This is a genomic window from Flavobacterium branchiophilum NBRC 15030 = ATCC 35035 (assembly GCF_002217205.1).
Taxonomy (GTDB): domain Bacteria; phylum Bacteroidota; class Bacteroidia; order Flavobacteriales; family Flavobacteriaceae; genus Flavobacterium; species Flavobacterium branchiophilum.
The window spans coordinates 1-15,888 of the sequence record NZ_MUGT01000012.1 but is presented as its reverse complement, the minus strand read 5'-3'; the positions used below and the strand labels follow the sequence as shown (position 1 = coordinate 15,888).

Here is a 15,888-nt window from a genome sequence, read left to right as displayed (position 1 = left end):
TTGATATTATTTTTTACCATGGATATGCTTCTATCGACTGTCTGTAATCATCTAGTAATGATTCCTTTACACTAAAATTGGAATATACTATCAATATAGAATCTTCTGTTAAGGCTTTAAATCCATTGTAATTACCTCCAGAAATTTCTAATATTTGAGCTTCATTTTCTGAAAGATGAAAATCATGTACTTCATTGGTAAGCATGTTTCTAACTTTTACTAATATGGCACCTTTTGCAACAAAAAACCATTTATACTCCATTTTATGTCCTTGCCAAGCTCTAATTACATTTTTATTTGGATAAATACTGTACATTCTAACCACTTTAGTCATGTCAAAATCATTTACAAACTTTACAATTCCTCTAAAATCTTCAAATGTAGCTCCTTTAATAACTTGCATCTTATTACTCTACTAAATAATCTGAAATTGTTTCATCTAAAAGTACTTTCTTTATATATGGCAATTTCTTTAATAAAATTTCAATTTCGCTGATGGTTAACAACGTTGTGTTGTGTGAATTGTAATCATTAATTTCACTAATTTTAGAATCTCCTTCGGAAAAAAACAAGGCATAATTTAAATCTCTATTATCTGCTGGAATTCTATAAAAATCACCCATATCTTCAGATTTTAACATTTCTTCTCTTGTGCACAGGGTTTCATAAACTTTTTCTCCATGTCTAGTGCCAATAATTTTTATATTACACTGTGTATTAGCAATATTTTGAAGTGCAATTGCCAAGTCATTAACCGTAGATGATGGGGCTTTGTTTACAAATAAATCGCCCGAATTACCATGATCAAAAGCAAATAAAACTAAATCCACTGCATCATCAAGGCTCATTAAAAAACGTGTCATGGAAGGATCGGTAATGGTAATATCAGATCCATTTTTAATTTGTTCTATAAATAATGGAATAACCGAACCCCTCGAGGCCATTACGTTGCCATATCGTGTTAAACAAACTACGGTATTTGGAAGATTTCTAGATTCTGCTATTGCTACTTTTTCCATCATGGCCTTCGAAATACCCATAGCATTTATTGGATATGCTGCCTTGTCTGTACTTAAACAAATTACTTTTTTTACGTTATGAAAGGCTGCAGCTTGAATCACATTTTGGGTGCCAACTACATTTGTTTTAAAGGCTTCCATTGGGAAAAACTCACAAGAAGGAACTTGTTTCAATGCTGCTGCATGAAAAACGTAATCAACACCTCTAAAAGCATTAATGATACTATTGTAATCTCGAACATCTCCTAAATAGAATTTAATTTTTGGATTGTTCAATCGTCTTCTCATGTCGTCTTGCTTTTTCTCATCTCTTGATAAGATTCTAATTTCAGAAAATCTATTTCCTAGCAAAAATCTTTGTAAGACGGCGTTTCCAAAAGAACCAGTACCCCCTGTTATTAATAATGTTTCATTCATTTTTTATTTTTTATTTCCAAACAACCGCAGCTTTACTCATTTCAATAATCAAATTTTTCTTATACTGCTGATTATAAGGATTTTGTGTTCCTGTAAATCGGTTTATATTATTTTAAAAACAACATATTTAAAATAAGTACAAAAATATATTATTTTATTATTTATCAAATACTTAATAATGAACTCAATTCCTATCAAATACTTTTCTAAAATTTTACAAAAAACAACATTATATATTTTAATTAGATGCAAAAAAAATATTTTAATCCGTTTTTTGTATATTTATTACTTCCATGTTATATAAATAATGATGTGTTTATGATCAATTACAAAATTATTATTATTGTTATCCATCATTTTTTGTAATCAAAATAATTATTTCTCAAATGGATGTTTACTTTGTTCTAATTTACAAAACGGATGGTAGTCGTTTGTCAAAGGTTGCAATGCGGCATTTCTTATCGTTTGAATGATTTCAATTGATGTACGTGCTTCTGTCAATCCAAATCCTCCTCCACTCAAAATATCTTCATAACTTGCAGTATGCAAATCTTTGAATCCATCGCTAAACTCTATTTCTTCGCCATCCATTTTGATCGATCGATAGGTAGTTTGATTTCTTGCAACCACTTCTTTTGGTAACGTATTGCTGTTTATAGACAAAAACCATCTAACTCGGGCTTGTTTAAATTCTAAATATCCAGCAGCTCTATCAAAAGAATGCAAATGTACATCATTTTTTACTACATCACCAAAAATCCAACTGAGCATATCATAAAAATGAACTCCAATATTGGATGCAACCCCACCTGATTTGCTAACATCGGCTTTCCAAGTAGTGTAATACCAGTTGCCTCTTGAGGTTAAATAGGTTAAATCAATGTCGTATATTTTATCCTTTGGGCCGTTTGCCACTTTGTTTTTCAGTGCAATAATACTGGGATGCAATCGAAGTTGTAAAATCGTATATACTTTTTTGCCTGTTTCGATTTCGTTTTTTGCTAAAGCATCAATATTCCAAGGATTTAGTACCAAAGGTTTTTCGCAAATGGCATCGGCTCCTTGACGTAGTGCAAAACGAATGTTTGAATCATGCAAATAATTTGGAGTACAAATAGAAACATAATCCAATGGAATATTTTTTTCGTTGATATTGTTGGTTATATGTCTGTCAAAACGCTCAAATTCTGTAAAAAAACTTGTAGCTGGAAAATAACTATCCATAATACCAACACTGTCAAATTTATCTAATGCTGCTACTAAATTGTTTTTAGTTTCTTTAATGGCTTTTAAATGTCTTGGAGCTATAAATCCCGCAACTCCAATAAGGGCAAAATTTTTCATACTTTTTATAATAATATTCTTAATTAATAAACATTACAAAATTTCTGTAACTTTATTTTCTCTCAACTCATATTGTTGTCCTGATTCTGGACAAATTGCAATATTATTGTCATCAAAATGCAATCGATGTCCATATTCACTAACCCAACCTATCTGTTTGGCAGGATTTCCAACCCAAAGCGAATAATCAGGTAATGATTTTGTAATTACGGCGCCCGCACCAACTAAAGCATATTTCCCAATAGTATTACCACAAACTACGGTAGCATTTGCTCCAATTGAAGCCCCTTTTTGAACAATTGTTTTACTATATTGCTCTTTTCTATTAATGGCACTTCTAGGGTTTAATACATTAGTAAAAACCATTGAAGGACCTAAAAAAACGTCGTCTTCACATTCAACTCCTGTATAGACAGATACATTATTTTGTATTTTAACGTTATTCCCTAAAATAACTTGTGGAGAAATAACCACATTCTGACCAATATTACAAGAAGTACCAATAACACAATGAGACATTATATGTGAAAAATGCCAAATTTTAGTTCCGATACCTATTAGACTATTATCATCAATTACGGCTGTTTCATGTGCAAAAAATTCATTCATAATTTTAATTTTTATCGGTAAAATTTATACAAAAATAATATATTAATTTTTAGATTGCAAATATAAGATAAATATACAAAAAAGAACTAAAATTATATGAAAAAAATTCTGAATTCGGTAAAAAACAAATTTTATCGTTGTAAATTAAAACATTAATAATTTCAAATGATTTGACATATTTAATTAATTTATATTTACAATTTTTGATTATTTTTGTTCAAAAATATTTTAAAAATGAGTTTCTATCCAAAAATTCCTTTAGCTCAAAGCATTATACAAATATGTTTGCTAAAAGAGGTCAAACATATCGTCATTTCGCCAGGTTCGAGAAATGCTCCACTTACAATTGGTTTTGTAAACCACCCATTTTTTTCATGTTACAGTATTGTTGATGAACGTTCGGCAGCTTTTTTTGCCTTAGGCATGGCACAGCAATTACAAGAACCTGTTGTTTTAGTTTGTACTTCGGGCTCTGCATTACTCAACTATTATCCTGCCATTGCTGAGGCCTATTATAGTCAAATCCCTTTAATTGTTATTTCTGCAGACCGACCAGTTGACAAAATAGACATTGGCGACGGGCAAACCATCCGTCAGCACCATGTTTTTAGCAATCATATTTTAGAAAGTCATACATTGTCTGAAATTGATTCTGAACAAAACCATAAAACAATAGCTCTTTCCATTCAAAAAGCCCTTCAATATAAAGGCCCCGTCCATTTGAATGCTCCCTTTGAAGAACCGCTGTACGAAACAGTTCCGTCAAGCACTTTAAAGATTAACTTATTAGAAAATGAACCCCAAACATTTGAAGATAACAATATTAATTGGGAAAATTTTAGGAAAATTTGGAATGATTCTAGCAAAAAATTACTATTAGTTGGATCAGAAAATCCACACGTTGTCGATCAACATTGGACACCTATTGTGGCGGCAGACCCGTCGATAGTTGTGCTTACAGAATGTAACTCCAATTGGCATCATCCTGATTTTATTTCAAATATAGACACTCACATAACACCATTTGACGATACTGCAATGGCTGATTTTCAGCCACAATTATTGCTTACTTTTGGTGGAATGATAGTTTCAAAACGCATCAAAACCCTACTCCGAAAATACAAACCCCTACACCATTGGCATGTAGATTCGCTTCGGGCTTATGATACTTATGCTGCATTAACAGCTCATATAACTTGTAATATTAATTTATTTTTTGAAAATATATATGTTCTTAATAACAAAATAGAAAGCAATTACTTTAAAAAAAACAAAATTATACAAGAATACAGGAAGTTAAAACACAACCAATACTTGCAAAACCTTCCTTTTTCTGATTTCAAAGTTTTTGAATATATTTTAAAAAGGTTACCTCATCAATCGATGTTACAAATTGGCAACAGTTCTTCTATTAGGTATGCTCAATTATTTGATATTCACCCATCTATAAAAGTTTTTTGTAATAGAGGAACCAGTGGGATCGATGGCTGTACCTCTACGGCTGTTGGGGCGGCCGTTGCTGCTAGAGTACCAACAATATTGATATCGGGAGATATTAGCTTTTTTTATGACAATAATGCCCTTTGGAACACTTATATTCCTGAGCATTTTAAAATAATTTTACTCAATAATAAAGGTGGTGGAATATTTAGAATATTGCCAGGACACGATGAAAATCCTGTTTTCAATCAGTTTTTTGAAACCCAACATGATTTATCGGCACAACACCTTGCAAAGATGCATCAATTGGAATATTTTGAAGCCTCGAACGAAATGGAGCTCGACAAGGTTTGGAATACTTTTATTATTGAAAAAAGAGCCAGCATTTTGGAAATATTCACCCCTACAAATATAAATGACGTTGTATTATTGTCTTATTTTAAAAATTTGAAATAACAGCATTATTTTTTTAAAAAAACCAACTTTGCATCTTTCCTTATTTTATAAATATATTGAATACAATGTCGTTTAGTTTAGCATTCATTCGAATCAATCCTTTTTATCAACGTTGAAGTGCCATTATGACTATATTTTGATGAACTAAACGACATTGCTATTTGATATAAAAAACCTTTTAAACAACATACCAAACCACTTGAAAATGGTTGGAGAATAAAATAAAAAAACCTTCTAAAGAAGGTTTTTTTTATGATATTAAATTGAATTTTTTGAATAAAAATTTGGTTTTTTTCAAAAAAATTACCGCACTATAAGCTCCTACACTGTTTGCAAAAACATCTATAATATCGGCACTTCTGGAATTGGTAAAACACAATTGGGCAATTTCTATCAAGGTACCAAAAACGACAGAAACCAAGAATGTTTTTTTCATTTTGAATCTGATTTCTAAAGCGTTTTTTTGTGAAGCCATAAAAAGATACCACAAAATTACAAACCCAAAATGAAAACAAAAATGAACTGCTTTATCTAAATTTTTGATTCCAACACTTACTTGAGGTAAATCCTTTGTACTTGCTAAACACAAATATAAAATGATATAGGTCCATAAAAGTGCTGCAAAAAGATAAATTTTGTTAAGCACCGATAAGCTCTTGATACTGCTCACTAGTTAAAAGCTGATCCATTTCAGCGGGATTGTTTATTTTTACTTTGATCATCCAACCTGCTCCATAAGGGTCTGAATTGACAGTTTCAGGTTTGCTTTCTAATGAGTCATTAAATTCGATAATTTCGCCAGAAAGCGGTAAAAATAAATCCGAAACGGTTTTTACGGCTTCTACTGTACCAAAAACTTCGTCTTTGTCTAGTGTTTGGTCCAGTGTTTCTACTTCTACATATACGATGTCGCCAAGTTCTTTTTGTGCAAAATCGGTGATACCTACTGTTGCTATTTCACCTTCTAGGCTAACCCATTCGTGGTCTTTGGTATATTTTAAATTTGATGGAATTGTCATTATATTTATCAATTTATTAATGGTTACTATCTAATGTTTTGAATTGCAAAATTATTAAATTTTGTGATATTTACGTTATTTTTTTATAATTCTTTTTCATTAAAATATTTACTGTTTTACTTCCAAATTACAGAAGTCATGCTGAGGGAACCTGCAACTAATTGATCATTAAAAAAATGAACCTCATCTGTTGGTTTTTGGAGTGCAACACTATATATAAGAGGCAAATAATGATCGGGGGTTGGGATGGCAAGGGTACTAGCATGGCCAAGATTCGAGTAATTCAATAACGCTTTGAAGTCGTTTGTCAGTATTTTTTCTTTCAAAATATGATTCATTTCTTGGGCCCAATCATAGCCGTAATTTGGAACTTGCATTTTGTCCCATGCCAATAGCTTTAAATTATGTATCATGTTGCCGCTTCCTATAATTAATACTCCTTTTTGACGCAGGTTTTTTAATTTTTGGGCCAATTCAAAATGATAAGCTGCTGGTTTATCATAATCGATACTCAATTGCAAAACAGGAATTGTGGCTTGTGGATACATTTGAGCTAAAATACTCCAAGTACCATGGTCTAAGCCCCAAGTTTCGTTGAGAAAAATGTGGTTTGGTTGGCTAATTTGTTGGATTTCTTGTGCTAAAGTTGTATTTCCTTTTGCGGAATATTGCACATCGAATAGGGCTTGAGGAAAACCTCCAAAATCGTGAATCGTTTTGGGGTTTTCCATGGCTGTTATATGTGTTTTTTTGGTGAGCCAATGGGCAGAAATAACCAAAATGGCTTGTGGTGTTGGGATTTTTTGTCCTAATAGTTGCCATGATTGTGTAAACTCATTGGTTTCGATGGCATTCATGGGCGAACCGTGTCCGATGAATAAAGCGGGCATTGGGGTATCGATTTGGTGTAATGTGTTGGTCCAATTTTCAAATTGATGTAAATTCATGGTATATTGGTTTTAGAAACGTAAAAATATCAAAAATACCTAGATTTAACCATTTTTAAGAATAAAACGTTTTTAATACCAAATATACATATAAAATATTTGGTATAACCCAATTTTTGTATAAACGAACTTTGGATCATGCCATACGTGGCGATATGGCAGATGGCACCTAGGAGTATGCCCGCACCCCGGCCTGAACGGAGCTCTTTTTTTCTTGCCGCTCGACGGTTTTATGGGTTTTGCGGCAAGAAAAAAAAGCGGGAGTGGAGGACGGATAAGGTGCCCAAAAAAATTATTTGGTTATAAGGTATATCCCATCGGGTTTGATGTCGATTTCTCGGTTTTTGTATAAAGTTCCGATGGCTTTTTTGAATGTTTTTTTACTCATTTTGAGTACTGTTTTGATGTCTTCGGGGTGTGAATGGTCTGTAAGACGTAGGAAACCCCTATTGGCTTGGAGTTCAAAAAGGATTTTTTCGGCGTTGGGTTCTATGTTTTCAAAGCCTTGTTTTTGGAGCGATACATCTATTTTGTTATCGGGCCTGATGTTTTTGATGTAGCCAACGAGTCGGTCGCCTGTTCTGATATTTTCGTCAAAAACTTCGTCTTTGTATAGCAATCCTTTGTGTTGTTTGTTGATGATGACGTTGATGCCCAAATCGGTGATGTGGGATACGATTAAATCTACTTCATCTCCTTTTTGTATAGAAAGGGTGTCGTTTTTTAGAAATTGGTTAGTTTTGCTAGACGCTACAAGTCTATTTGTTTTGGAGTCGAGGTATAGATATACGAGGTAACGCTTGCCTTTTTCCATTGGTCTGGCTTGTTCTTTGAAGGGTACGAGGATGTCTTTTTCGAGCCCCCAATCCATAAAAGCCCCTATTTTATTTACATAATTTACTCTTAATAAAGCAAATTCGTTAAGTAATATATAAGGTTCGAGTGTGGTGGCAACAGGACGTTCTTCGTGATCGAGATAAACAAAAACGGTTAATTCGTTGCCAATTTGAAAATGCTTGGGAACATATTTATTGGGCAACAAAATATCTTCGGCCTCGTTTCCGTTGCCAAGAAATAAGCCTACTTTTGTGTCTCGAAGTATGGTTAGCGTATTGTATTTTCCTATTTCAATCATTTTTTTTTCCATTTACTGGTTTTGTTTTCTAATTTTTCAACCTTTTGCTTTGTTTATTTATAATTCCTCATTAAAACTATTTCGCTTGAGTTGCAATTACAAATTTCAAATTGTTTTTGACGCCAATTTGTAAAACATCGACTAAATCTTGCACCTGAAGATTGTAAGGAATTCTAACAACCACGGTTTGATTTGCACCCACTTTAGAAATCAATTCCGACTCTAATCGTTCAAAAGGCACGGGTACTTTATCAATATAATAATTTTTATTGGCAGTAATAGACAAACTGATGAATTGTTTGTTGGTTTTTTCGTTGTTTTTGGCATTTGGCAATGTCATTTTAATCACATTTGGGTTGGCCAAAGTAGAAATAATGAGAAAAAAAAGCAACAAAAAAAACATAATGTCGCTCAACGACGACGTGGCTACTTCTGCATGAAAACGTTTATTTCTTTTGATCATTTTTTGAAGGTCTTTGAATGATGTTTACAAATTCTAGCACTTGTTTTTGCACCTGAAGAGCAAAGGCATCTATCCCATTGTTGAGCAAGTGATAGCCGCTATAAGCTATAATACCCACAATTAAACCAGAACCCGAGCTGATCATTTTTTCGTATAGTCCGCCCGAAATAGAGCCAATACTGATATTTTCGGTTAATGAAATGGTATAAAAAATTTTGATGACACCAGAAATGGTGCCAATAAATCCGAGTGTTGGGGCAATGCCTGCAATAAGGCCAAGCTTGCCTACATTTTTTTCCATTTCGCCAATTTCTATATTGGCAGCACGTTCCATATTGGATTCAATTTCTGCAATAGGTCTGCCGATAGTTAAAATGCCTTCACGCAAAATTGCTCCAGATGCAGAGGGGGTGCGTTCTGCCAAAGTTCGGGCCATATCTAAATTGCCTGATTGTAAATAATTGCGAATATCGGGCATTAAATTAGGGTCGTTTTGCGTTTTTTTATGTATATACAAACACCTTTCGATGATGATATAAAAAGTATAAAACAATAAAATTCCTATTGGAATCAAGAAAAAACCCCCTTTGAGCAAAAAACCAAGAGCCGTTATGTTGTTTGATTGTACTGTGTCCGTAATTACGGCATTGGCAGTTTGGTTAGACAACGTGTCGGCTTGTAAACTAATCCATTGAAACATATTATTTATGGTGTTTTATGAGTGTTATTTATAAAAAATATGGCAAATTTGTACCCTATAATTTAAGCATACAATATTAAACTAAAAAAATTAAAAAATATTTTATTTGTCTAAAAAAAAATACTTCAAATGAATTATCAAGAAACCCTCGATTGGATGTTTAACCAACTGCCCATGTACCAGCACGTTGGGCAATCTGCTTACAAAAAAGACCTTACCAATACCATCCTTTTATCAGAACATCTAAACAATCCGCACCATGATTTGGTGTGTATTCATGTTGCAGGAACAAATGGCAAAGGCTCTACATCCCATTTACTGGCTTCGGTTTTGCAAGAAGCTGGCTATAAAGTGGGGTTATACACCTCGCCTCATTTGAAAGATTTTCGGGAAAGAATCAAAATAAACGGTTTAGAAATTCCCGAAGAGGAAGTAGTGGCTTTTATAGCAACCCACCGCAATTTTTTTGAAACTAATGATTTGAGTTTTTTTGAAATGACGGTTGGACTGGCTTTTCAATATTTCAAAAAACAACAAGTCGATGTGGCCGTTATAGAAGTTGGCATGGGTGGCCGCCTCGATTCTACCAACATCATTCACCCTATCCTATCCATTATAACAAACATTGATTTAGATCATACCGCATTTTTAGGCAACACGCTTGCGGCTATTGCAACAGAAAAAGCGGGGATTATCAAACATCAAGTGCCCGTAGTTATAGGCACCTATACCCCCGAAACCAAAGCGGTTTTTGAACAAAAAGCTGCCGAAAATCATGCAACATTGTATTGGGCTTCAGATGCTTTGTATCCAGAATTGCCTTGTGCCTTAAAAGGCGATTATCAGACAGAGAACAAAAAAACCGTTTTGCAAGCCATAGCTGTTTTGAAAAACACTTTGAACATTCAGGAACAACACATACATAACGGATTTTTGAATGTAATACAACAAACAGGACTGCAAGGAAGATGGCAGCAACTGGGCAGCCACCCCACCATTATTTGCGATACGGCACACAACAAACATGGACTAAAAAGTACGATGACACAGTTACAAAACCTTGTTTTTGAACAACTACACATTGTTTTGGGTGTCGTAAACGATAAAAATTTAGACGCTATTTTGCCATTGTTTCCCAAAAATGCCATTTATTATTTTTGTAAACCCAATTTGCCAAGAGGATTAGACGCTTTGACACTACAACAAACTGCCAAACAATACCACTTGGAAGGCAGCATATACTACTCTGTATCAGAAGCTTACAATCAAGCCCAGCAAAATGCCCAGCAAAACGATTGTATATATGTGGGGGGTAGTACGTTTGTGGTTGCAGAAATTTTATAAAAAAACGCAAAAAACATTTGCACAAATAAAAAAGAGTTGTATATTTGCACTCGCAATAACAAAGCAACTTAAAAATATTTAGGGCGATTAGCTCAGTTGGTTCAGAGCATCTGGTTTACACCCAGAGGGTCGGGGGTTCGAATCCCTCATCGCCCACCAAATTTGTTATTAAAGCCTAAAAATATTTAGGGCGATTAGCTCAGTTGGTTCAGAGCATCTGGTTTACACCCAGAGGGTCGGGGGTTCGAATCCCTCATCGCCCACAGATTAAATTAAAAAACCCTTGCAGTCATTGACTTTGTAAGGGTTTTATTTTTTTAGGGGACAATGCAGGGGACGGAATAAAAATTGATAGATTTTGTAAAACTACATTGCTCCGTTCAAAAAATCTATAAATTCATCTTCGGTTAAATCTAAACTTTTCTTTACTTCGGTATGATTTTTAACCAACATCACAAATTTTAATACTTTTGAATAATCATCGAAATTAAATTTTTTCGGAAACGACCATTTATTGCCTGATAGACCAACATAAAACCCCTCGTTTTTAATCTTGTTTGCATCATTAAGCCATTTTGCGAACTCTTTTAACTCTTGTTGAGTTAGATTGTTTTCGGAATACATATTGTTCAGAAAAGCACCAAATTCTTTAAATCTGTTTTGCTTTATCAATTTATCCTGTTCGGTTAATTCTTGATTTGTTGCAGAATTTAAAACATAACTTTGAAACCCAAGACTAAATTCATCAGTTAGGCTATCGGCAAATTCCATTAATAAATTATGTTTGCTCTTATGGTCTTTGAAAACCTTATCAAATTCTACATCTGTAAATGATTTCTCATCCGCAGTATTATACAAAACAACTTGATACTTTATCAATTCTTCCAAACCCAGCACAAGTAAAGAAATAGCCGTTCCAAAATTATTGATTTCCGCCACTTTAATTGCAGAGTTTATAAGATTATTGGCATTTGTATATATCTCGCTATAATCGGCTCTATCCATTGTTAGCAGTCGGTTTGAAGTTCTCTATAAATTTGGCAAGTTTAATTTTTCAAATAAAATTCTATTCCTTTGTTTAGCATCGTTTACCATTTTTTGATAACTTAAAATTTCAATGTAAGCATTGAGTTTTTTATTGTACCCAAAATATCCCAAATTATCAGGAGTTGGCGTGAAATCTGAATTTTCTGCAATCTCATCAATTTTGGAAGTTATATCGCAAATTAGATAACAGTAGAATGGCGTTGAAGAGTTTACACCTTGAATAACTCTACCCTTGTTGTCTAAACTTTTCTTGTCTAATATTTTTCGGATGTAGCCGTATATTTGTTCAATTGGGTTTTTTTCTTCATAATACCCTTTTCGCATCGGTCTTTTAAATTCTAAAATAACTATTGACTGGTACGGTGCATCATTATTTACAAGTGCAATCGGACTGTTAAATATAATTATGTCAGGTCTTTCTTCGCTATTACTATCAACTACATCTTTATTCATTGAACTTAACGGCAAGTCAGATGCAAGATATTTATGATAGGATAGTTTTTCATCAATCATCCATAAATTCTGATTATCATAACTTATATCGTCAGATGTCGATTTCAAAGGAAAAATAATTTGATGTACGCTGTTTTCTAAACTATATTTTCCATTATCATTTAGTTCTAATTGTTTACTGAATAAATCTAAAATAGTTTTTCGATGAATGATATACTGGGATAACTTTGCACTTCCTACGTCTATAACCTTTTCAATATATTCCTTGTATCGTTTTTGATATTCGTCATCTTCTTCATCTACATAGAAATCATCGTTAATTTCCTCGTATTCCTCTTTGACTTCATATTCTAACTCTTGTAAAATCTTATACAATTCTAAATCAAGACTTTTCTTGTTTGTTGTTGGTTTCAGATTTTCTATTTTATCGGACTTGTATTTTAATAAACTTTTATATTGCGGTACTTCATTTTGAATAAACCCAGTTACAAATTGCATTTTTTCTTCATAAACCTCATATAAATAATCATTCAAAGCGTCCTGTATTTGGTTTGCTATTTGCTCTTTAAGATTATTTTCGGTTATTGTCTGATCTTCAAATATATCATTTTCGTCCTCGTCAGGAAAATTTAAAAGTGTTCTTTCGGGGTTTACAATACTGTCCAAAAATTTTCCAGTTACATAAGCACGAATGAAAAAGTCTTTGCCGTCTTCGTCTTTGAGTGATTTACTCAAATCAGGAATTATTGACGAGAGGGCATAATTTTTAACCTCTCGCATATTTGAACATAAATGTAGTTTGTTAGACTTTCCAGTAGAACCGTAAATTTCTAAAATGTTAAGTTTAAAAATCTCTCCTTTGAAATCAAACTCAATTTCTTTTAATCTGTCTTTTTTACTTTCATTAAATACATCATTTACAACGAGTTCAAAATCATTGTTGTCAGGGTCTTTAATTACAATAGTCGGACAATGGTCGTATAGAAAGTAAACTAAACAATGGTCAATTATTTTATATGCAATTTCAGATACTTTTTTCGGACACTTCTTTTGGTATTCTGATTTGAAACCTGTTAAATTGACTATCGTTTTTGTAGATTTATCATTTGCATCTTCAATAGTATGGTTTTCAATACCATTTTCGCTATGCTTAAATTCAAAATCTCTTTCTTTTTTGACTTTGTTTTCATCCTGAAATACGCTGTTAATCTTAACCGAACTAAAAGCCTTTAACCAAACGAAACGACCAATCCCTTTAGAGCCTTTTTCTATTTTTAATCTACTATCTCCTGTTTCAAAAGATTGATAGTTTCTTTCATTAAATCCAATCCCATTATCAATAATCGAAAATGATTTTATAGGTTTCAAATTTTCAAAAGTGCTTATTAATTCCTGTTGAGCCTGTTCTCTCTCAATGATTACCTCTATATAACCTTTGCTTTCGCTTTTCTTTAAATCTTCGATAGCGTGAATTGAATTTACAAGGCACTCAAAAAGAGGATACAGCGGTTTGCTTGTATGCAAAATAGTATTATTAAGTCTGCCTATTAAGTCTAAATTCACAGTTTTATTGGCTTGAGGTTTTGTATTCTACAAAAGTAATGAAATCTGTTGTAATATTTGATTATACTATTTGTTCATAGCAAAATTTACAAATTAAGTTTCAATAAAATAGGCAGAGATATTTTATAAATACACTTTGCCTAAATTTATTTTTTATTGAAAATTATTTACTCCCAAAGTTCGCAATCCTGAATTACTACATTTGTTAATGACAGCCCATTACATTCGCCTATTACTGTAATTTTTTGCCCTTTACTTAATTGTGATATAACTTTTACATTATCGTCCGAGAAGTAGCAAGTTACACTTTGCAAAACTCCAATTCTCATTGAAACATAAGGATTGTCTAAAACATCTTTCCCAATATTATCAATAATTCCAGTAACTGCAATTTTTTTGCCTTTGTATTGCTCATCTGCTGAAACTTCATTTGCTTCATACTCTTGGTATAATTCTGATGCGGTTATTTCAATATCGACTTTTGGAATAAATGGACTTTCAGGATTTACTTCTTTGATGTAACTGATATAAGCCTCTTTTGTGGCAATGTATGGATAGGTATAATTTTCTGCTTTTGCATTCCAATCTGATAAACCTTTATTTTTTGCTTCAAAAAATTGATTTAAAACTTCTTTGTTTTTTGGTTCAAGCATGACGAAAAAAGGCGTTAAATCAAAGTCGTATTCAATTGTTTCGTGATTTTTATTAACATCAAAGAAAACGCCTTTCACTCCGTAAATTTTGAATTTTTCTTTGTATCTGTCGAATGCTTGTAATATTTCTTTTGGCAAACCTCCATTTTCAGGAATGGCTAATCCTACTGTTTTAATCGCAAATTCTACTTTTTCTTTTCCATTTACAGAATTTTCTAATCTTTTTATAAGAGTTTCGTTGAATGAATAACCATCTTTACTGATAGTTGAAACCCCATTACTGATTGCATTAAGTATAGGTAGGTATTCGGCAGAAACTACTTTATTAACAACTATTTTTTGATAAATTGAATTAGATTTCAAAATAGTAAATGCTTTTGTTCTTAATGCTTTTTTCTCTGTTGAAAGTTGAGTAATATTTTTATCTACTTGGCTAATATATTCTTGATATGGTTCGCTTGTTGCAACCTCTTCAACTGATTTGTTTTTTGATGTTTCAGTTAATCCGCTTCTATCTGAAAGTACCGCGATTAAAAATAATGCTGAATATCCAATGTATCGAATATTCTTACTTTGCCAAAAAATAAATTTTTGCTTGACCTGTTCAGATATTGGAGGTAAAAGAAGTAAACCGAGTAGGAGGAATAAAATACTTGCAATAAAATTGCCTTTTGCAATTGCCCCAATAAAGGCAAATAAAAAAAATACTGCTAAAATCCATTTTACGATTTTGAAAATAGATTGCTTTGAATTGAAATCTGATTGAGCCATATAGATAAAGTTTAAGTTTCCTGAAATAAAAAGGGTGCTAAACTAACAACATTCTCTACTCAGGTTACTCGAATAACCCATAAAAGCAATGTTGAAGAAGCGCCCAGATGGTGGCTTCTTGCAATCATTCGCTTTTATCTATTATTAATATTTCGAGTATTTGAGTAGAAAAACGAATTGCAAAACGCAATTTCTATATGTAATTACAACCTTTATTTATTCATAAATATTTTTTAAAATTTTAAAAATTCGCTGTAAAGATAGGTATTAATACGAATTATACAACCGAAAATTATTTTTAAAATGGTGTTTTTAACCCAACTTGCCGAAAACCCAACACAAAACCCTGATTATCAGTAGCTTTTTTTTATTAATGGTACACTACATGAACTTTTTTAGTTTTTCTAATAATTTTAAATTTCAAGCAATCGTAAATCTTTTGTACTTCTTCTATGGGTTTTGAGGGTTTTTCTATGGTTAGATTTTTGGTTTTTGTTGGAAGTTTTAC

Annotated in this window: 15 protein-coding genes and 2 tRNA genes; 4 read left to right on the top strand and 13 right to left on the bottom strand. The window is 32.5% G+C overall.

The window, feature by feature from the left end:
• Window positions 1-13: 13 nt before the first annotated feature.
• The 4 genes from B0A58_RS01660 to B0A58_RS01645 form a co-directional block, all read right to left on the bottom strand.
• Window positions 14-403 (bottom strand): cupin domain-containing protein, encoded by a 390-nt coding sequence (locus B0A58_RS01660; RefSeq protein WP_089079608.1) that lies wholly within the window; start codon window positions 401-403, stop codon window positions 14-16.
• Between the two features lie 4 nt (window positions 404-407).
• Window positions 408-1,436 (bottom strand): polysaccharide biosynthesis protein, encoded by a 1,029-nt coding sequence (locus B0A58_RS01655; RefSeq protein WP_089079607.1) that lies wholly within the window; start codon window positions 1,434-1,436, stop codon window positions 408-410.
• 375 nt (window positions 1,437-1,811) lie between these two features.
• Window positions 1,812-2,780 (bottom strand): Gfo/Idh/MocA family protein, encoded by a 969-nt coding sequence (locus B0A58_RS01650; RefSeq protein ID WP_089079606.1) that lies wholly within the window; start codon window positions 2,778-2,780, stop codon window positions 1,812-1,814.
• A gap of 33 nt (window positions 2,781-2,813) precedes the next feature.
• Window positions 2,814-3,389: an acyltransferase gene (locus B0A58_RS01645; RefSeq protein WP_089079605.1), complete on the bottom strand. Its 576-nt coding sequence runs from the start codon at window positions 3,387-3,389 to the stop codon at window positions 2,814-2,816.
• Between the two features lie 234 nt (window positions 3,390-3,623).
• Between B0A58_RS01645 and menD the strand changes: the two genes are divergently transcribed.
• The gene (gene menD / locus B0A58_RS01640; protein WP_089079604.1) at window positions 3,624-5,285 is read left to right on the top strand and encodes a 2-succinyl-5-enolpyruvyl-6-hydroxy-3-cyclohexene-1-carboxylic-acid synthase; all 1,662 of its coding nucleotides are present in this window, start codon (window positions 3,624-3,626) and stop codon (window positions 5,283-5,285) included.
• Between the two features lie 250 nt (window positions 5,286-5,535).
• On the opposite strand, the gene B0A58_RS01635 is transcribed toward menD, so the two are convergent.
• The 6 genes from B0A58_RS01635 to B0A58_RS01610 all read right to left on the bottom strand — a co-directional run bounded on the left by B0A58_RS01635 (window position 5,536) and on the right by B0A58_RS01610 (window position 9,549).
• The gene (locus B0A58_RS01635) at window positions 5,536-5,931 is read right to left on the bottom strand and encodes a VanZ family protein (RefSeq protein ID WP_165766273.1); all 396 of its coding nucleotides are present in this window, start codon (window positions 5,929-5,931) and stop codon (window positions 5,536-5,538) included.
• A complete protein-coding gene (gcvH, locus tag B0A58_RS01630; RefSeq protein ID WP_014083587.1) occupies window positions 5,924-6,304 on the bottom strand; it encodes a glycine cleavage system protein GcvH in 381 nt (126 codons plus the stop codon). Before gcvH ends, B0A58_RS01635 begins: the two co-directional genes overlap by 8 nt.
• 116 nt (window positions 6,305-6,420) lie before the next feature.
• On the bottom strand, window positions 6,421-7,251 hold the full coding sequence (gene ygiD, locus B0A58_RS01625) for a 4,5-DOPA-extradiol-dioxygenase (RefSeq protein ID WP_089079602.1): 831 nt from the start codon (window positions 7,249-7,251) through the stop codon (window positions 6,421-6,423).
• Window positions 7,252-7,543: 292 nt separating this feature from the next.
• A complete protein-coding gene (locus B0A58_RS01620; RefSeq protein ID WP_089079631.1) occupies window positions 7,544-8,386 on the bottom strand; it encodes a CvfB family protein in 843 nt (280 codons plus the stop codon).
• A gap of 76 nt (window positions 8,387-8,462) precedes the next feature.
• A complete protein-coding gene (locus tag B0A58_RS01615) occupies window positions 8,463-8,849 on the bottom strand; it encodes an ExbD/TolR family protein (protein ID WP_014083584.1) in 387 nt (128 codons plus the stop codon).
• Complete coding sequence (locus B0A58_RS01610; protein WP_014083583.1) at window positions 8,833-9,549, bottom strand: MotA/TolQ/ExbB proton channel family protein; 717 nt, start codon at window positions 9,547-9,549, stop codon at window positions 8,833-8,835. Before B0A58_RS01610 ends, B0A58_RS01615 begins: the two co-directional genes overlap by 17 nt.
• Before the next feature lie 129 nt (window positions 9,550-9,678).
• Here B0A58_RS01610 and B0A58_RS01605 point away from each other — a divergent pair, with 129 nt between their 5' ends.
• The 3 genes from B0A58_RS01605 to B0A58_RS01595 all read left to right on the top strand — a co-directional run bounded on the left by B0A58_RS01605 (window position 9,679) and on the right by B0A58_RS01595 (window position 11,156).
• Window positions 9,679-10,893 (top strand): bifunctional folylpolyglutamate synthase/dihydrofolate synthase, encoded by a 1,215-nt coding sequence (locus B0A58_RS01605; RefSeq protein WP_089079601.1) that lies wholly within the window; start codon window positions 9,679-9,681, stop codon window positions 10,891-10,893.
• Between the two features lie 81 nt (window positions 10,894-10,974).
• Window positions 10,975-11,052: transfer RNA gene (locus B0A58_RS01600), tRNA-Val, on the top strand.
• 29 nt (window positions 11,053-11,081) lie between these two features.
• A tRNA-Val gene (locus B0A58_RS01595) sits at window positions 11,082-11,156 on the top strand.
• A gap of 103 nt (window positions 11,157-11,259) precedes the next feature.
• Here the strand turns inward: B0A58_RS01595 and B0A58_RS01590 are convergent.
• From B0A58_RS01590 to B0A58_RS01580, 3 genes are all read right to left on the bottom strand, one after another.
• A complete protein-coding gene (locus B0A58_RS01590) occupies window positions 11,260-11,898 on the bottom strand; it encodes an AbiV family abortive infection protein (protein ID WP_089079600.1) in 639 nt (212 codons plus the stop codon).
• Window positions 11,899-11,922: 24 nt separating this feature from the next.
• Window positions 11,923-13,956, bottom strand: a complete 2,034-nt coding sequence (locus B0A58_RS01585) for an ATP-binding protein (protein ID WP_089079599.1) — start codon at window positions 13,954-13,956, stop codon at window positions 11,923-11,925.
• 167 nt (window positions 13,957-14,123) lie between these two features.
• Complete coding sequence (locus tag B0A58_RS01580; RefSeq protein WP_089079598.1) at window positions 14,124-15,380, bottom strand: OB-fold protein; 1,257 nt, start codon at window positions 15,378-15,380, stop codon at window positions 14,124-14,126.
• Window positions 15,381-15,888 lie beyond the last annotated feature (508 nt).